General features: G+C 68.9%; 16 protein-coding genes. 11 read left to right on the forward strand and 5 right to left on the reverse strand.

What is annotated here, in order from left to right:
* Positions 1-350: hypothetical protein (locus WS96_RS34245; protein ID WP_218920983.1), on the forward strand; the 350-nt coding region annotated here is incomplete at its 5' end.
* Positions 351-457: 107 nt separating this feature from the next.
* On the opposite strand, the gene WS96_RS15990 is transcribed toward WS96_RS34245, so the two are convergent.
* Entirely contained in the window at positions 458-1,834 is a 1,377-nt protein-coding gene (locus tag WS96_RS15990; protein ID WP_059506709.1) for a nucleobase:cation symporter-2 family protein, read from the reverse strand.
* Between the two features lie 439 nt (positions 1,835-2,273).
* On the opposite strand from WS96_RS15990, the gene WS96_RS15995 reads away from it, so the two are divergent.
* The 3 genes from WS96_RS15995 (at position 2,274) to fghA (ending at position 5,913) form a co-directional block, all read left to right on the forward strand.
* Complete coding sequence (locus WS96_RS15995) at positions 2,274-3,725, forward strand: xylulokinase (protein ID WP_059833727.1); 1,452 nt, start codon at positions 2,274-2,276, stop codon at positions 3,723-3,725.
* A 216-nt stretch (positions 3,726-3,941) separates the two neighbouring features.
* Positions 3,942-5,048 carry an S-(hydroxymethyl)glutathione dehydrogenase/class III alcohol dehydrogenase gene (locus WS96_RS16000; RefSeq protein ID WP_034208263.1) on the forward strand — a complete coding sequence of 369 codons (1,107 nt, stop codon included), beginning with the start codon at positions 3,942-3,944 and terminating at the stop codon, positions 5,046-5,048.
* A 16-nt stretch (positions 5,049-5,064) separates the two neighbouring features.
* The gene (gene fghA, locus WS96_RS16005) at positions 5,065-5,913 is read left to right on the forward strand and encodes an S-formylglutathione hydrolase (RefSeq protein WP_059833729.1); all 849 of its coding nucleotides are present in this window, start codon (positions 5,065-5,067) and stop codon (positions 5,911-5,913) included.
* A gap of 104 nt (positions 5,914-6,017) precedes the next feature.
* On the opposite strand, the gene WS96_RS16010 is transcribed toward fghA, so the two are convergent.
* Genes WS96_RS16010 through WS96_RS16025 form a run of 4 tightly spaced genes read right to left on the reverse strand, consistent with a single transcriptional unit; the run spans position 6,018 to position 9,117 of the window.
* Positions 6,018-6,800 (reverse strand): metal ABC transporter permease, encoded by a 783-nt coding sequence (locus WS96_RS16010; protein ID WP_034208755.1) that lies wholly within the window; start codon positions 6,798-6,800, stop codon positions 6,018-6,020.
* Entirely contained in the window at positions 6,793-7,680 is an 888-nt protein-coding gene (locus WS96_RS16015; RefSeq protein WP_059824849.1) for an ABC transporter ATP-binding protein, read from the reverse strand. The genes WS96_RS16010 and WS96_RS16015 overlap by 8 nt, the downstream gene beginning before the upstream one ends.
* Before the next feature lie 14 nt (positions 7,681-7,694).
* Positions 7,695-8,609 carry a metal ABC transporter solute-binding protein gene (locus tag WS96_RS16020; RefSeq protein ID WP_059833730.1) on the reverse strand — a complete coding sequence of 305 codons (915 nt, stop codon included), beginning with the start codon at positions 8,607-8,609 and terminating at the stop codon, positions 7,695-7,697.
* Between the two features lie 46 nt (positions 8,610-8,655).
* Entirely contained in the window at positions 8,656-9,117 is a 462-nt protein-coding gene (locus tag WS96_RS16025; protein WP_027785279.1) for a Fur family transcriptional regulator, read from the reverse strand.
* Between the two features lie 342 nt (positions 9,118-9,459).
* Between WS96_RS16025 and WS96_RS16030 the strand changes: the two genes are divergently transcribed.
* The 7 genes from WS96_RS16030 to WS96_RS16060 all read left to right on the forward strand — a co-directional run bounded on the left by WS96_RS16030 (position 9,460) and on the right by WS96_RS16060 (position 16,608).
* Entirely contained in the window at positions 9,460-10,236 is a 777-nt protein-coding gene (locus tag WS96_RS16030; protein ID WP_059833732.1) for an L-iditol 2-dehydrogenase, read from the forward strand.
* A gap of 72 nt (positions 10,237-10,308) precedes the next feature.
* Positions 10,309-11,265 carry a sugar kinase gene (locus tag WS96_RS16035; RefSeq protein ID WP_059833735.1) on the forward strand — a complete coding sequence of 319 codons (957 nt, stop codon included), beginning with the start codon at positions 10,309-10,311 and terminating at the stop codon, positions 11,263-11,265.
* Entirely contained in the window at positions 11,253-12,605 is a 1,353-nt protein-coding gene (locus WS96_RS16040) for a D-tagatose-bisphosphate aldolase, class II, non-catalytic subunit (RefSeq protein WP_059833736.1), read from the forward strand. The genes WS96_RS16035 and WS96_RS16040 overlap by 13 nt, the downstream gene beginning before the upstream one ends.
* 72 nt (positions 12,606-12,677) lie before the next feature.
* The gene (locus WS96_RS16045; protein WP_059833738.1) at positions 12,678-14,003 is read left to right on the forward strand and encodes an ABC transporter substrate-binding protein; all 1,326 of its coding nucleotides are present in this window, start codon (positions 12,678-12,680) and stop codon (positions 14,001-14,003) included.
* A 114-nt stretch (positions 14,004-14,117) separates the two neighbouring features.
* Positions 14,118-15,065, forward strand: a complete 948-nt coding sequence (locus WS96_RS16050; protein ID WP_034208255.1) for a carbohydrate ABC transporter permease — start codon at positions 14,118-14,120, stop codon at positions 15,063-15,065.
* Entirely contained in the window at positions 15,062-15,913 is an 852-nt protein-coding gene (locus WS96_RS16055; RefSeq protein WP_034208254.1) for a carbohydrate ABC transporter permease, read from the forward strand. Before WS96_RS16050 ends, WS96_RS16055 begins: the two co-directional genes overlap by 4 nt.
* A complete protein-coding gene (locus WS96_RS16060) occupies positions 15,910-16,608 on the forward strand; it encodes an HAD family hydrolase (RefSeq protein WP_059833740.1) in 699 nt (232 codons plus the stop codon). Before WS96_RS16055 ends, WS96_RS16060 begins: the two co-directional genes overlap by 4 nt.
* The last annotated feature ends 51 nt before the right edge of the window (positions 16,609-16,659 follow it).

Genomic DNA, 16,659 nt, shown 5'->3' on the forward strand with positions numbered 1-16,659 from the left:
CCGCGCGCGCCGGATGCGCCGGTCGATTACGACAAGGCGGCCGCGCCGGCGCCTGCGTCGGCAACGGCGACGAACGGGTAAGCACGGAGAAGGGCGGGCGCGGTATGCCGCGCCTCGCTTCGAAGTGGCTGTATGCGAAAACGAAAACGCTGCGGACGAAAGTCCGCGGCGTTTTCTTTTGCGCGGTCGAATCGTGCGGGAAGAATGGCGTCGACGTCGTGACGATGCGTGCGTCGCGTCGTATTGCGTTCGCGCCATCACACCGATCACGTCGATCACGTCGATCACACCGATCGCACCGTCAGTCGGCATGGCGCATCGTGCATCCGGCGACCTGCCTGCCCGCGTGAAGTGCGATCGCCCGGCACCGTGTCGGGTCCTGCATCCCAAACAAAACGCCACGGCATGCCGTGGCGTTCGTCGTTACCGCGTCGCGCCGTCGTCCGGCGCGGCGCGATCAGTGGTGTGCGTCGGCGGGACGCCCATCGAAGTCGTGTCCGGCGCGCCGAATTTCGCAGCGCGCATCCTTTTCGCCTTTCACGCCGTTGAACACGATGTTCAGGATCACGGCCGTGGCCGATGCGAGCAGGATGCCGCTGTGCAGGATCGGCGCGAGCGCCGGCGGCAGCTTCGAGAAGAAGTGCGGCGACACGACCGGCACGAGGCCCATGCCGACGCTCACGGCGACGATGAACAGGTTGTGCGAGTTGTTCACGAAGTCGACCTTCGACAGCACCTTGATGCCGTTCGCGGCGACCATCCCGAACATCACGATGCCCGCGCCGCCGAGCACGAACGGCGGCACCGACGCGACGACCTGCGCCATCTTCGGGAACAGGCCGAGCAGCACGAGGATCACGCCGCCCGTCGCACACACGAAGCGGCTCTTCACGCCCGTCACGCCGATCAGGCCGACGTTCTGCGAGAACGACGTATGCGGGAACGAGTTGAAGATGCCGCCGATCAGCGTGCCGAGGCCGTCGACGCGCAGGCCGCGCACGAGGCGCTCCTGGTTGACCGGGCGATCGACCATGTCGCCGACCGCGAGGAACATGCCGGTCGATTCGATGAACGTGACGAACATCACCGTGACCATCGTCACGATCGACAGCGGATCGAAGTGCGGCAGGCCGAAGTGGAACGGCATCACGAAGCCGACCCACGGCGCATGCGCCACGCCGTCGGTGTTCACGCGGCCGATCGCGAACGCGATCACGAAGCCGGCGACGATGCCGAGCAGTACCGAGATGTTCGCGATGAAGCCGCGGCCGAACTTGTTGATCAGCAGAATCAGCGTGAGCACGAGCAGCGACAGGCCGAGATAGACCGGGCTGCCGTACTCGGGGTTGCCGACGCCGCCGGCCGCCCAGTTGATGCCCACTTCCATCAGCGACAGCCCGATCACGGCGATCACCGTGCCGACGACCACGGGCGGGAAGAACCGCAACAGCTTGCCGATCATCGGCGCGAGCACGATGCCGATGATGCCGGCGGCGATGGTCGAGCCGAAGATGTCGAGAATGCCGAGGCCGGGGTTCGTGCCGATCGCGATCATCGGGCCGACCGCCGCGAACGTGCAGCCCATGATGACGGGCAGGCGGATGCCGAAGATCCACAGGCCGAGCGTCTGGATCAGCGTGGCGATGCCGCACGAAAACAGATCGGCGCTGATCAGGAACGCGATCTGGTCTTTCGGCAGCTTGAGCGCGGCGCCGACGATAAGCGGCACGGCGACGGCGCCGGCGTACATGACGAGGACGTGCTGCAGGCCGAGCGTTACCAGCTTGCCGGTCGGCAGCACCTCATCGCACGGATGGACCGTGTTCGATTGCATCTGTCTCACTCCATGATCTTGTTTTCGGGGTGATACGAAGTTATTCGGAATGAGTCCATGCAACAAGAGCACTGGGTTCTATTCCGCTCTTTGCTGGTTCGATATGCCATTTCGGCATGGAGCAGGGGATCGATCATCGGGAAACTGCCGCGGGAGTGAGGTGTACCGGTTTTATAGCGCTTCAAAATAGCGCCGGCCCCCATGTCAAATATGGGTCGCTTTATGGTGTGTATCGGGCCGGCCGCATAGTGGCAAAAAGCGGGGTGCGGAAATCGCGCCGGGTTAACCCGCGAACGGCCGCTTTCGCGTGCAAGGTGCAGCCCGGCGGAACGCCGCGACCCGACCGCATTTTCGATACGTCGAAGCGACCGCCAAAAACGGGGCGCGCGTCGCGATCCCGTTATCATCGATATCCGTTCATACGACTCCCCTTCACGTCATGCGCCTGCTCGGAATCGACCTCGGCACCGGCTCCATCAAACTCGTCACGCTCGATGCCGACGGCGTCGAGCGGGCGGTGGCGAGCGAGCCTTATGAGTTGTCGTCGCCGCAGCCCGGCTGGGCGGAAATCGCGGCCGACACCTGGTGGCAGGCGCTCGTGCGCGCGGCCGCGCGGCTGCCGGCCGACGAGCGTGCGCAGGTGGCGGCGATCGGGTTTTCGGGGCAGATGCATGGCGTCGTGCTGATCGACGCGGCCGGCCAGTCGGTGCGGCCCGCGCTGCTGTGGCCCGACACGCGCGCGGCGCGCGAGGCGGATGCGGCCGGCTGGCCGGCGTCCGGATCGTCCGTCGCACCGAACCCCGTGGCGCCCGGCATGGCGGGCCCGCTGTTGCGCTGGCTGGCGACGCACGCACCCGATGCGCTGCATGCCGCGCGCTGGGCCGTGCAGCCGAAGGACTGGCTGCGCATCGCACTCGGCGGCGACGTGGCGGCCGATCCGAGCGACGCGTGCGCCACCGCGCTCGCCACGCCCGACGGCGCATGGGATATCGCGTTGATCGACGCGCTCGGCCTGCCGGCCGACCGCTTCGCGCCGGTTCGTGCGTCCACCGCGCGCGGCGGCGTGCTCGGCGCGCAGGCCGCCGCCGCGCTCGGCCTGCCGGCCGGCGTGCCGTTGGCGACGGGCGCGGCCGATACCGCGTGCGCGGCGCTCGGCAGCGGGCTGGCCGCGGCAGGCGATGCGCTGCTGACGACCGGCAGCGGCGGGCAGATCGTCGTGCTCGCGGATGCGCTGCCGCCCGCGCGGCGCGGCTTGCATCGCTATCGTGCGGCGGCGGGCGGCGGCTATTACACGATGGCGGCGATGCAGAACGTCGGGCTCGCGCTCGAAGCCGTGCGCGGCTGGCTCGGCTACGCGCGATGGGCCGATGCGTATGACGACGCGTTCGCGCAGCCGGCGTCCGAACGGCTGTGCTTCCTGCCGTACCTGACCGGCGAGCGCTCGCCGTGGATGAACCCCGATGCGCGCGGCGGCTGGCTCGGCCTCGGGCTCGGCGATACGCGCGGCGCGATGATGCGCGCCGCATTCGAAGGCGTCGCGTTCGCGTTGCGCGCGGGGCTCGATGCGATCCGCGACGCCGATCGCGGCGACGCGGTGACGACGCTGCGCCTCGCGGGCGGCGGCTCGGTCGATCCGCGCTGGCGCCAGTTGCTCGCCGACGCGCTCGGCGCATCGCTGCAGGCGATCGATTGCCCGAACGCCGCGACGCGCGGCGCCGCGCTGCTCGCAGGCGTCGCGATCGGGCATTGGCGCGAGGATGCGTTGCACACGCTGGCGCCGAGCGCGTCGCCGGTTGCCGCGCCGCATGACGACCGCCTGCTGGCTGCCCGCCACGCGCGCTTCGTCGATCTGTACGCGCGCACGGATGCATGGTTCACGACGGGCGTTTAAACTCGGGCACTTGTTCTTTTGCGTCAGCGATGACGCATCCTGGCAAGCCGGCGACCGTTTCCCGCACGCGACGCGCGGCGGGAGCCGCCATCATGGCGAGCACGAGATTCTTGCGCCGTGCCACGCGCGGCACGGCTTCGACCGCTTTGCACGAAACCCCGGCAGGCGCCGGCACGCCGGCTCGGGCCGATTTCACAGACACACAGGAGTGACACGATGAAAACGAAAGCCGCGATTGCATGGAAGGCCGGTGCGCCGCTGACGATCGAGGAAGTCGATCTCGAAGGGCCGCGCGCCGGCGAAGTGCTGATCGAAGTGAAGGCGACGGGCATCTGCCACACCGACTACTACACGCTGTCGGGCGCCGATCCGGAAGGGATCTTCCCGGCGATCCTCGGCCACGAAGGCGCGGGCGTGGTGGTCGACGTCGGCCCCGGCGTCGGCACCGTGAGAAAGGGCGACCACGTGATTCCGCTCTACACGCCCGAATGCCGCGAATGCAAGTTCTGCCTGTCGCGCAAGACCAACCTGTGCCAGAAGATCCGCGCGACGCAGGGCAAGGGCCTGATGCCGGACGCGACGTCGCGCTTCTCGCTCGACGGCAAGCCGCTGTTCCACTACATGGGCACGTCGACGTTCTCGAACTACATCGTCGTGCCGGAGATCGCGGTCGCGAAGGTGCGCGAGGACGCGCCGTTCGACAAGATCTGCTACATCGGCTGCGGCGTGACGACGGGCGTCGGCGCGGTCGTGTACTCGGCGAAGGTCGAGGCCGGTGCGAACGTCGTCGTGTTCGGCCTCGGCGGGATCGGCCTGAACGTGATCCAGGGCGCGAAGATGGTCGGCGCGGACAAGATCATCGGCGTCGACATCAACCCGAAGCGCGTCGAGCTCGCGAAGAAGTTCGGGATGACGCACTTCATCAACCCGAACGAAGTCGAGAACGTCGTCGACCACATCGTGCAGCTGACCGACGGCGGCGCCGACTACTCGTTCGAATGCGTCGGCAACGTGAAGCTGATGCGCCAGGCGCTCGAGTGCACGCACAAGGGCTGGGGCCAGTCGTTCATCATCGGCGTGGCCGCGGCCGGCGAGGAAATCGGCACGCGTCCGTTCCAGCTGGTGACGGGCCGCGAATGGAAGGGCTCGGCGTTCGGCGGCGCGCGCGGTCGTACCGACGTGCCGAAGATCGTCGACTGGTACATGGAAGGCAAGATCAACATCGACGACCTGATCACGCACACGCTGCCGCTCGAGCGGATCAACGAAGGCTTCGACCTGATGAAGGCCGGCGAGTCGATCCGCTCGGTCGTGCTGTACTGACCGGGGGCATACCGCCATGCTCGAACTCGTTTCCTCGCATGCGTGCCACGGCGGCGAGCAGCGTTTCTACCGTCACGATTCGGCGGCCATCGGCCTGCCGATGAAGTTCTCGGTGTACCTGCCGCCGCAGGCCGCGCACGGGCGCGTGCCGGCGCTGTTCTATCTCGCGGGGCTCACGTGCACCGACGAGACGTTCGCGATCAAGGCCGGCGCGCAGCAATACGCGGCGCAGCACGGGATCGCGCTCGTGATGCCCGACACGAGCCCGCGCGGCGCGGGCGTGCCGGGCGAGACCGATGCATGGGACTTCGGCGTCGGCGCGGGCTTCTACGTCGATGCGACCGAAGCGCCGTGGTCGACGCATTACCGGATGGAGTCGTACGTGACGGGCGAGCTGCGCGTGCTCGTCGCGGCCGAGCTGCCGATCGACGGCGCGCGGCTCGGGATCTTCGGCCACTCGATGGGCGGGCACGGTGCGCTGACGCTCGCGTTGCGTCATCCGGGCCTGTACCGGTCGGTGTCGGCGTTTGCGCCGATCGCCGCGCCGACGCGCTGCCCGTGGGGCGAGAAGGCATTCGCGGGCTACCTGGGCGCCGATCGCGAAGCGTGGAAGGCGCACGACGCGAGCGAGCTGGTCGCGCGCGCCGATGCACCGAAGTTCGCGGACGGCATCCTGGTCGATCAGGGGCTCGCCGATCAATTCCTCTCGAACCAGCTGAACCCCGACGTGTTCGAAGCCGCGTGCGCGAAGGCCGGCCAGCCGCTGACGCTGCGCCGCCATCCGGGCTACGACCACGGCTACTACTTCATCTCGACGTTCATCGCGGATCACCTCGCGCATCACGCGCGCGTGCTGGCGCGGTGAGTATCGGCGCAAGCCGGTCACGCATCCGGTTCGCATGAAAAAACGCCGGCGCTGCCCTCGGGCACGCCGGCGTTTTCATTGGCATCGGGCGGCGAGCGCCGCGATCAGTTGCGCCGCAACAGGCTCGCGCCGTACACGAGCGCCGACAGCGCGGTGATCCAGAAGCTCGTCGGCCAGTCGGTGTGATACGCGAGCACGATGCCGACCCACGCTTCGAACAGCGCGAACAGCGCGGCGAGCAGCACGCCCGTCGACAGGCGCGTCGACACGTTCTGCGCGGCCGCCGCCGGCCCGACCAGCAGCGTGAACACGAGCAGCACGCCGACGATCTGCGTCGCCGCCGCCACCGCGAGCGCGCACACCGCGAGGAACAGCATCGACACCGTGCGCAGCGACACGCCCTTGGCTTCGGCCAGCTCGGGCTGCAGCGACGCGAACAACAGCGGCCGCGCGATCAGCGCGAGCGCGGCGAGGCTCACGGCGCCGATGCCGGCGAGCACCGCGAGCGTGTCGCGGCTGACCGCGAGCACGTTGCCGAACAGCAGCGCGGTGACCTGCGTCGCGAACGACGTGTAGAAGTGCAGGAACAGCAGGCCGAAGCCGAGCGCGCCGGACAGGATCACGCCGATCGCCACGTCGCGGCCCGCGAGCCGTTCGCCGAGCGCGCCCATGCCGATCCCGGCCGCGAGCGTGAAGCCGACCATCCCCCAGATCGGCGAGAGGCCGAGCAGCACCGCGCCCGTCGCGCCGGTGAAGCCGACGTGCGACAGCGCGTGGCCGGCGAAGGTCTGCCCGCGCAGCACCAGGAAATAGCCGACGATGCCCGCGAGCACCGCGACGATTCCCGACGCCGCGAAGGCGTTGATCATGAAGTCGTATTCAAACATCGTGCGAATGCCCGGGATGGGCGTGTCCATGGTGATGATGGCCGTGGCCGCCGCCACCGCCGTGCGAATGATCGTCGTCCTCGTGTTCGTGATCGTGCTTCTCGATCTCGACGTCGCCCGACATCACGAAGATCTTGCCGTTCACGCGCATCACGTCGATCGGCGATCCGTAGAGCCGCGACAGCACGGGCTTCGTGATCACCTCGTCGACGGTGCCGAGCGCCGCGACGCCGTTGCCGAGATACAGCACGCGGTCGAGCGCGTTCAGCAGCGGATTCAGTTCGTGCGCGGAGAACAGCACGGTGATGCCGAGCTCGCGCTGCACGTTGCGCACGAGTTCGACGACGCCGCGCTGGTGGTTCGGATCGAGGCTGATCAGCGGCTCGTCGAGCAGCAGCAGCTTCGGGTTGCCGAGCAGGCATTGCGCGAGCAGCAGCCGCTGCCGTTCGCCGCCCGAGAGTTCGGACAGCGGCCGGCGCGCGAGCGACGGGCCGCCGACGAGGTCGAGCACGCGATCGACGTCGCGGCGCGTGGCCGCGTTCGTGTGCGGCAGGCCCCAGCGGTGGCCGTCGGCGGCCATCGCGACGAAGTCGTAGCCGCGCATCCGGCGGTTCGCGAGGCCGCTCCTGATCTGCGGCATGTAGCCGATCGACGCGTTGCCGCGCACGACCGGCACGCCGCCGACCGACAGCGTGCCGGCCGACACGGGGATGAGGCCGAGCACCGCGCGCATCAGCGTCGTCTTGCCCGCACCGTTCGGCCCGAGCACGCCGACGAATTCGCCGGGCTCGATCGAGAAACTCACGTCGCGCAGGATCGTGCGGCCGCCCAGTTCGAGCGTGACGCGATCGACGGCGAGGGCGTGGGGAGTGACGGTCATGTCGTTACGGTCGTTTATTGCTTGCCGGCCGACAGCGCGTTGCCGAGCGCGTCGAGCTGGCCGGCCATCCATTGCTGGAAGGTCTTGCCGGCCGGCTGCGTCTCGGTGACGCTGACGGTCGGCACGCCGCCGTCGCGCGCGATTTTCAGCATGCGCTTGGTCATCGGTTCTTCGGCCTGGCTGTTGTAGATCAGCACGCGCACCTGCTTCTTGCGCAGGTCGCCTTCGAACGCGGCGACGTCCTGTGCGCTCGCCTCGGTGTCGTTCATCGTCGCGAGCTGGAAGCGCTGGTTGCGCATGTCGAGGCCGATCGCGTCCGACATATAGCCGAACACGGGCTCGGTGGCCGTCACGGGCACGCCCTTGTACTTCGCGCGCAGCGCGGCGACCTTGTCGTCGACGGGCTTCAGCGACGCGACGAACTTCTGCAGGTTCGCATCGTACTCGGCCTTGTTCGCCGGGTCGGCGCGGCCGAGCTCGGCCGCGATCGCGCGGGCGGCCGCCGGCATCGTCGCCGGGTCGTACCACAGGTGCGGGTTGTCGCCGGCCTTCTTGCCGACGAGATCGGCGACGACGATCGTCGCGCGCTTCGCCTGCTTCGACGCGCCGAGCAGCTTGGCCATCCACGGATCGTAGTTCGCGCCGTTGTAGATCACGACCTGCGCGTGCTGGAGCGCGCGGGCGGTCTTCGGGCTCGCTTCGAACAGGTGCGGATCTTGGTCGGGATTGCTGAGGATGCTCGTGACCGCGACGTGGCGGCCGCCGATCTGCGATGCGACGTCGCCGTAGAAATTCTCGGCGGCGACGACGTTGACGGTCGCGGCCTGCGCAAGCACGGGCGCGGCGAACGACAGCGCGGCGACGGCGGCGGCCAGCCAGCGGACAGGCGACAGGGCGCGCCGCGGCGCGCGCTTCAGGGCAATGGACATGGAACTCCTCGTTGGAAGGGCGGCGCGTGCGCCGCGCGAGTCGGCGTCAGCGCTGCGCGGGCTTGCGCTTGCAGTGCCCGCACAGGCCGCTCAGCTCGACGACTTGGTGGTGGACTTCGAAACCGTGCGCGGGCCCGCTCGCGGACAACTGCTTCGCGAGGTCACCGCCGGGAATCTCGACGGTGTCGCCGCACGCATCGCAGATCAGGAACTGGCCTTCGTGCGGCACGCCGATCTCGCAGCAGGCGAAGAACGCGTTCTTCGATTCGATCCGGTGGATGAAGCCGTGCTCGACGAGGAAATCCAGTGCGCGATAGACGGTCGTCGGCGGCACGCGGCCGCGCTGCGGTTCGAGTTCCGCGAGCAGGTCGTACGCGCCGATCGGGCGCTGCGCGGCCAGCACGCGTTCGTAGACCTGGCGGCGCAGCGGCGTCCACGCGAGCCCGTGCTCGGCGGCGAATGCGTCGGCCCGGGACAGCCGGGCGTCAATGGACGATGAGGTAGCCATGGCATGAAGCAGGCGCTGAAACAAAGTACAGCGATGATATAACGTATCGTCGCGCCATGCAGCGCGAATTCCGTTTCCCGCCCTTGCTTCCCGCCGTCGCTGCGTCCCCTTCACCGTCAACGCCACTGCGCCGCACCGTGCGCCGCGCGCCCTTGCCGTGCGGGCGCGGCGGGACATCGCCGGGCGCCGCCGTGCCGCAGCGCGTCATAGAAAGCCGTCACGTCGTCTTGACAGCGCGTATCGCGTATCCGATCATTCGATCACCAACAGAGCAATTGATCGGTCCGCGAGCGTTCGCTCACTTCGTGACCGTCGTGCAACAGAACGAACCGGAGACAACCAGTGAGACTGGCAGACAAGGTCGCGATCCTGACGGGCGCCGCAAGCGGCATCGGCGAGGCGGTCGCGCAACGCTATCTGGACGAGGGCGCGCGCTGCGTGCTGGTGGACCTGAAGCCTGCGAGCGGCTCGCTCGCACGGCTGATCGAGGCCAGCCCCGGCCGCGCGGTGGCCGTCACGGCCGACGTCACGCGCCGCGACGACATCGCGCGGATCGTCGCGACGGCGGTCGAGCGCTTCGGCGGCGTCGACATCCTGTTCAACAACGCGGCGCTGTTCGACATGCGCCCGATCCTCGACGAATCGTGGGACGTGTTCGACCGGCTGTTCTCGGTCAACGTGAAAGGGCTGTTCTTCCTGATGCAGGCCGTCGCGCAGCGGATGGTCGAGCAGGGGCGCGGCGGCAAGATCGTCAACATGTCGTCGCAGGCCGGCCGTCGCGGCGAGGCGCTCGTGTCGCACTACTGCGCGACCAAGGCCGCGGTGATCAGCTATACGCAGTCGGCCGCGCTCGCACTCGCGCCGCACCGGATCAACGTGAACGGCATCGCGCCGGGCGTCGTCGACACGCCGATGTGGGAGCAGGTCGATGCGCTGTTCGCGCGTTACGAGAACCGGCTGCTCGGCGAGAAGAAGCGGCTCGTGGGCGAAGCCGTGCCGCTCGGCCGCATGGGCGTGCCGGGCGACCTGACGGGCGCCGCGCTGTTCCTCGCGTCGGCCGACGCCGACTACATCACCGCCCAGACGCTGAACGTCGACGGCGGCAACTGGATGAGCTGACATGCCGCCGCTCGCACGCGCAACCCCGGCGGCTTCGCTGCACGCGGCCGCCGCCGCACGAGGACACGCCTGATGGCCGAGATCGTCGTCGCCGGCGAACTGCTGGCCGAATTCGTCGCCGCCGAGCGCGGCCAGGGCTTCGATACGCCGGGCCTGTTCGCCGGACCGTTCCCGAGCGGCGCGCCGGCGATCTTCGCCGATCAGGCCGCCCGGCTCGGCGCGCGCGTCGCGTATGCGGGCTGCGTCGGGCGCGACGCGTTCGGCGATGCGATCGTCGCGCGGCTCGCACGCGACGGCGTCGACGTCGCGCGCATCCGCCGCGTCGGCCGTCCGACCGGCACCGCGTTCGTCGCGTATCGCGACGACGGCTCGCGCAGTTTCGTCTTCACGTTGTCGACCAGCGCGGCCGCGTGCGTCGATGCGTCCGACGTCGACACCGCGATGTTCGACGGCTGCCGCTATTTCCACGTGATGGGCTCGTCGCTGACGAGCGAATCGGCGATCGCGGCCGTGCAGCGCGGCGTGATCGAGGCCGCGCGCGCCGGCGCGAAGGTGTCGTTCGATCCGAACGTGCGGCCCGAGATGCTGAGTTTTCGGCCGATGCGCGCGGCGCTCGACGAGATGCTCGCCGCGTGCCACCTGTTCCTGCCGAGCGAAGCCGATCTGCCGTTCTTTTGCGGGCCGCAGCCGGCCGAGCGCGCGATCGCGGGCCTGCTCGCGACGCATCCGCTGCTCGAGCGCGTCGTGCTCAAATGCGGCGCGCAAGGCAGCGTCGCGTTCGACCGTGCGAGCCGCATCGACGCGCAGGCTTATCCCGTCGACGAGCTCGATCCGACCGGCGCCGGCGATTGTTTCGGCGGCACGCTGGTCGCGAGCCTCGTCGCGGGCCTGCCGATCGATATCGCGTTGCGCCGCGCGAACGCGGCGGGCGCGATCGCGGTCACGCGGCGCGGCCCGATGGAAGGCAACAGCAGCGCGGCCGAGATCGACCGTTTCCTGACCGAACGAGGTATCGCATGTCCGGCCTGACGACCGTTGCCGAGCGCACGCGCACCGCACACGCGGACACGGTGCTGCGGATGATCTTCGACGCGAACCGCGCGGACGCGCAGCGCGGCATCTATTCGATCTGCAGCGCGCACCGGCTCGTGCTGGAGGCCGCGTGCGAAACCGCGCGCACCGACGGCTCGCCGCTGCTGATCGAGGCGACCTGCAATCAAGTGAACCATCTCGGCGGCTATACGGGCATGACGCCGGCCGATTTTCGCCGCGACGTCGATGCGATCGCCGCGCGCTGCGGGCTCGCGCCGTCGGCGCTCGTGCTCGGCGGCGACCATCTCGGCCCGAACCCGTGGCGCCATCGCCGCGCGGCCGACGCGATGCGCGAGGCCGGTGCGATGGTCGCCGCGTATGTCGAAGCCGGGTTCGAGAAGATCCATCTCGACGCGAGCATGGCGTGCGCGGACGATCCGGCGCGGCTCGACGATCGCACGATCGCCGCGCGCGCGGCCGAGCTGTGCCGCGTCGCGGAAGACGCGGCGGCGCGCGCCGGGATCGCGCCCGTCTACGTGATCGGCACCGAGGTGCCGACGCCGGGCGGCGAGGTGGGCGGCGAGGCGAGCGACGACGCGATCGCGCGGATCGCGGTCACGCGCAGCGACAGCATCGCGGCGACGCTCGACGCGCATCGCCGAGCATTCTCGGCGGCCGGGCTCGACGACGCGTGGACGCGCGTCGTCGCGATCGTCGCGCAGCCGGGCGTCGACTTCGACGATCGCCACGTGCTCGACTACGACAGCGCGAAGGCAGCGTCATTGGGCGCGAGTATCCTGCAGACGCCGCACCTCGTGTTCGAAGCGCATTCGACCGATTACCAGACCGAGGCCGCGCTCGCCGCGCTGGTGCGCGACCACTTCGCGGTGCTGAAGGTCGGCCCCGCGCTGACGTTCGCGCTGCGCGAGGCGCTGTTCGCGCTGACGTTCATCGAGGACGCGCTGATCGACGACGTCGCGCAGCGCTCGCGGTTGCGCGACGTCGTCGATGCGGCGATGCGCGCGCAGCCCGAACACTGGGCGCCGTACTACCGCGGCGACGAGACCGCGCAGCGGCTCGCGCGCCAGTTCAGCTACAGCGACCGCATCCGCTATTACTGGCTGCAGCCGGCCGTCGCGGCCGCGGTCGAGCAACTGTTCGACAACCTCGCGCGGCAGCCGGTGCCGGAGACGCTCGTCGCGCAGTGGCTGCCGGACGTCTATGCGGCATGCCGCGCGGGCGGCCTCGCGAAGGCGCCGCGCGCATGGGTGCGCCACCGGATACGCGACGTGATCGCGCACTATGCGCGCGCGTGCGGGATGCAGCGGCCGGCATGACGGGCCGCGAAGGAAACGATGCAACACCGACGCAAGACCGACGACATTTCGAACAATCACAGGAGACATGCCATGCAACGAAAGATGCTCGACGCCGCCGCACGCTGTTTCGCCGGAGCCGCGCTTGCGACGGCGGCCTGCGCGGCGTCCGCCGGCACGCTGACGATCGCGACGCTGAACAACCCCGACATGATCGAGTTGAAGAAGCTGTCGCCGGCGTTCGAGAAGGCGAACCCCGACATCAAGCTGAACTGGGTGATCCTCGAGGAGAACGTGCTGCGCCAGCGCGCGACCACCGACATCACGACCGGCAGCGGCCAGTTCGACGTGATGGCGATCGGCACCTATGAAACGCCGCAGTGGGGCAAGCGCGGCTGGCTCGCGCCGATCACGGGGCTGCCCGCCGACTACGACCTGAACGACATCGTGAAGACCGCGCGCGACAGCCTGTCGTACAACGGCCAGCTCTACGCGCTGCCGTTCTACGTGGAAAGCTCGATGACGTTCTACCGCAAGGACCTGTTCGCGGCGAAGGGGCTGAAGATGCCCGACCAGCCGACCTACGACCAGATCGCCGAATTCGCGGACAAGCTCACCGACAAGTCGAAGGGCACCTACGGGATCTGCCTGCGCGGCAAGGCCGGCTGGGGCGAGAACATGGCGTACGTGTCGACGGTCGTGAACACGTTCGGCGGGCGCTGGTTCGACGAGAACTGGAACGCGCAGCTGACGTCGCCCGAATGGAAGAAGGCGATCAATTTCTACGTGAACCTGCTGAAGAAGAACGGCCCGCCGGGTGCGAGCTCGAACGGCTTCAACGAGAACCTGACGCTGACCGCGTCCGGCAAGTGCGCGATGTGGATCGACGCGACGGTCGCGGCCGGGATGCTCTACAACAAGCAGCAGTCGCAGGTGGCCGACAAGATCGGTTTCGCGGCCGCGCCGGTCGCCGCGACGCCGAAGGGCTCGCACTGGCTGTGGGCGTGGGCGCTGGCCGTGCCGAAGACGTCGAAGCAGCAGGATGCCGCGCGCAAGTTCGTCGCGTGGGCGACGTCCAAGCAGTACATCGAGATGGTCGGCAAGGACGAGGGCTGGGCCTCGGTGCCGCCGGGCACGCGCACGTCGACGTATCAGCGCGCCGAGTACAAGGCCGCCGCGCCGTTCTCGGATTTCGTGCTGAAGGCGATCGAGACGGCCGACCCGAACGATCCGTCGCTGAAGAAAGTGCCGTACACGGGCGTGCAGTACGTCGGGATTCCTGAATTCCAGTCGTTCGGCACGGTGGTCGGCCAGTCGATCGCGGGCGCGGTCGCGGGCCAGATGTCGGTCGACCAGGCGCTCGCCGCCGGGCAGGCTGCCGCCGACCGCGCGGTGCGGCAGGCCGGCTACAAGAAGTAACGCGCAAGCCGTCGCGCGGCTCGCATCGTGCGCCATGGCGCACGGCGCGAGCCGGCGCAGCCGACAGGCGGGCAGGCCGTTCGCGCCCGCGCATCAACCGGAGGGACTCCGATCATGCGTCACCTGCGTCTTCCCCTGAGTCACGCGCCGTCGGTCGGCGACGCGTCGTCGCCGCCCGGTGCGCCGCGCCGCGCGCGCGGCGGCGCGAGCTGGCTCGTGTCGCCGTCCGTCGCGGTGCTGCTGCTGTGGATGTCGATTCCGCTCGCGATGACGATCTGGTATTCGTTCTCGCGCTACAACCTGCTGAACCCGGACGTGAAGGGCTTCGCCGGGCTCGACAACTACCGTTTCCTCGCGACCGATCCGTCGTTCCTGCCCGCGATCTGGCACACGCTCGTGCTGATCGGCGCGGTGCTCGCGATCACCGTGGTCGGCGGCGTGCTGATGGCCGTGCTGTTCGACCGCAAGTTCTACGGGCAGGGCATCGCGCGCCTGCTCGCGATCGCGCCGTTCTTCGTGATGCCGACGGTGTCCGCGCTGATCTGGAAGAACATGATCCTGCATCCGGTGTACGGGCTCGTCGCGAACGCGATGCGCGCGCTCGGGATGACGCCGATCGACTGGTTCGCCGACTACCCGTTGACCGCGGTGATCATCATCGTCGCGTGGCAGTGGCTGCCGTTCGCGTTCCTGATCCTGTTCACCGCGATCCAGTCGCTCGACCAGGAACAGAAGGAAGCCGCGCGCATCGACGGCGCCGGCCCGGTCGCGATGTTCTTCTACATCACGCTGCCGCACCTGAAGCGCGCGATCGCCGTGGTCGTGATGATGGAGACGATCTTCCTGCTGTCGATCTTCGCGGAGATCTATACGACGACGGGCGGCGGCCCCGGCGACGCGACGACCAACCTGTCTTACCTGATCTATGCGCTCGGCCTGCAGCAGTTCGACGTCGGCCTCGCGTCCGCGGGCGGCATCATCGCCGTCGTGGTCGCGAACGTCGTGTCGTTCTTCCTCGTGCGGATGCTCGCGCGCAACCTGAAGGGAGAGTACGAGAAATGAGCGACCTGACCTTCGAAGGCCGGCGCACGCCGGCCGTGTTCGACCTCGTGCGGCGCGCGCTGCCCGGCACGCTCGCATGGCTGATCGCGCTGCTGCTGTTCTTCCCGATCTTCTGGATGGCGATCACCGCGTTCAAGACCGAGCAGCAGGCGTACGCGTCGACGCTGTTGTTCATGCCGACGCTCGACAGCTTCCGCGAGGTGTTCGCGCGCAGCAACTACTTCGCGTTCGCATGGAATTCGGTGCTGATCTCGGCCGGCGTCACGGTGATCTCGCTGCTGTTCGCGGTGCCGGCCGCGTATGCGATGGCGTTCTTCCCGAACCATCGCACGCAGAAGGTGCTGCTGTGGATGCTGTCGACGAAGATGATGCCGTCGGTCGGCGTACTGGTGCCGATCTACCTGCTGTGGAAGAACTCCGGGCTGCTCGACACGGTGTCGGGGCTCGTGATCGTCTACACGCTGATCAACCTGCCGATCGCGGTATGGATGACCTTCACGTACTTCAACGAGATCCCGAAGGACATCCTCGAAGCCGGGCGCATCGACGGCGCGTCGACGTGGCAGGAGATCGTCTACCTGCTGATGCCGATGGCGCTGCCGGGGCTCGCGTCCACCGCGCTGCTGCTCGTGATCCTGTCGTGGAACGAGGCGTTCTGGAGCATCAACCTGTCGAGCTCGAACGCCGCGCCGCTGACCGTGTTCATCGCGTCGTATTCGAGCCCCGAAGGGCTGTTCTGGGCGAAGCTGTCCGCCGCCTCGCTGCTCGCGGTCGCGCCGATCCTGATCGTCGGCTGGCTGTCGCAGAAGCAGCTCGTGCGGGGGCTCACGTTCGGGGCGGTCAAATGAGCGGTGCGAGTGCAGGGACGAACGTGCTGATCTGCGATTGCGACGGCGTGCTGATCGACAGCGAGGCCGTCGCCGCCGACGTGATCGTGCGCGAGCTCGATGCGCGCTGGCCGGGCGTCGATGCGCGGCCGGCCGTGATGCCGCTGCTCGGGCTGCGCATCGAGCGCGTGCTGGCGGGCGCGAGCGACGCGGTGGGGCGCGCGCTGTCGGCCGACGACGTCGACGCGATCCGCCGCGCGGTCGAGGCGGCCGCCGTCAACGCGCCGATGGTCGACGGCATCGATGCGGCACTCGCGGCGATCGAGCTGACGACCGCCTGCGCGAGCAACAGCTATCGCGCATACGTCGAAGCGGCGCTCGCGCGCACCGGCCTCGCGCGCTTTTTCGGCGACCGGCTGTTCTGCGCGGATTCGGTCGCGCGGCCGAAGCCGGCGCCGGACGTGTATCTGGCGGCCGCGCGCACGCTCGGCGCGGCGCCCGCGAACTGCCTCGTCGTCGAGGACAGCGCGACGGGCATCACCGCGGCGGCCGCGGCCGGCATGACCGTGCTCGGCTTCGTCGGCGGCGGGCACGCATCGGCCGCGCAGATCGACGCGCTGCGCGGCATCGGCGCGCGTCACGTATTCGACGACATGCACGAGCTGCCCGGCTACGTCGCGCGTTGGCAGGCGACGGGCGCGGTGCTGCCGAACTAGCAACGATCACGCGCCGCCGGCCAGGCGACGCATCACGAACGAACGGAGACA

The organism is Burkholderia sp. MSMB1835, assembly GCF_001526365.1.
Classification (GTDB): Bacteria; Pseudomonadota; Gammaproteobacteria; order Burkholderiales; family Burkholderiaceae; genus Burkholderia.

Excerpts from the sequence above, each read along its gene's own strand:
- WS96_RS16010 (WP_034208755.1), bottom strand. The coding sequence starts at position 6,800 with ATGTTTGAATACGACTTCATGATCAACGCCTTCGCGGCGTCGGGAATC.
- WS96_RS15990 (WP_059506709.1), bottom strand. The coding sequence starts at position 1,834 with ATGCAATCGAACACGGTCCATCCGTGCGATGAGGTGCTGCCGACCGGC.
- WS96_RS16025 (WP_027785279.1), bottom strand. The coding sequence starts at position 9,117 with ATGGCTACCTCATCGTCCATTGACGCCCGGCTGTCCCGGGCCGACGCA.
- WS96_RS16055 (WP_034208254.1), top strand. The coding sequence starts at position 15,062 with ATGAGCGACCTGACCTTCGAAGGCCGGCGCACGCCGGCCGTGTTCGAC.
- WS96_RS16020 (WP_059833730.1), bottom strand. The coding sequence starts at position 8,609 with ATGTCCATTGCCCTGAAGCGCGCGCCGCGGCGCGCCCTGTCGCCTGTC.
- WS96_RS16035 (WP_059833735.1), top strand. The coding sequence starts at position 10,309 with ATGGCCGAGATCGTCGTCGCCGGCGAACTGCTGGCCGAATTCGTCGCC.
- WS96_RS16000 (WP_034208263.1), top strand. The coding sequence starts at position 3,942 with ATGAAAACGAAAGCCGCGATTGCATGGAAGGCCGGTGCGCCGCTGACG.
- WS96_RS16045 (WP_059833738.1), top strand. The coding sequence starts at position 12,678 with ATGCAACGAAAGATGCTCGACGCCGCCGCACGCTGTTTCGCCGGAGCC.
- fghA (WP_059833729.1), top strand. The coding sequence starts at position 5,065 with ATGCTCGAACTCGTTTCCTCGCATGCGTGCCACGGCGGCGAGCAGCGT.
- WS96_RS15995 (WP_059833727.1), top strand. The coding sequence starts at position 2,274 with ATGCGCCTGCTCGGAATCGACCTCGGCACCGGCTCCATCAAACTCGTC.
- WS96_RS16050 (WP_034208255.1), top strand. The coding sequence starts at position 14,118 with ATGCGTCACCTGCGTCTTCCCCTGAGTCACGCGCCGTCGGTCGGCGAC.
- WS96_RS16015 (WP_059824849.1), bottom strand. The coding sequence starts at position 7,680 with ATGACCGTCACTCCCCACGCCCTCGCCGTCGATCGCGTCACGCTCGAA.
- WS96_RS16060 (WP_059833740.1), top strand. The coding sequence starts at position 15,910 with ATGAGCGGTGCGAGTGCAGGGACGAACGTGCTGATCTGCGATTGCGAC.
- WS96_RS16040 (WP_059833736.1), top strand. The coding sequence starts at position 11,253 with ATGTCCGGCCTGACGACCGTTGCCGAGCGCACGCGCACCGCACACGCG.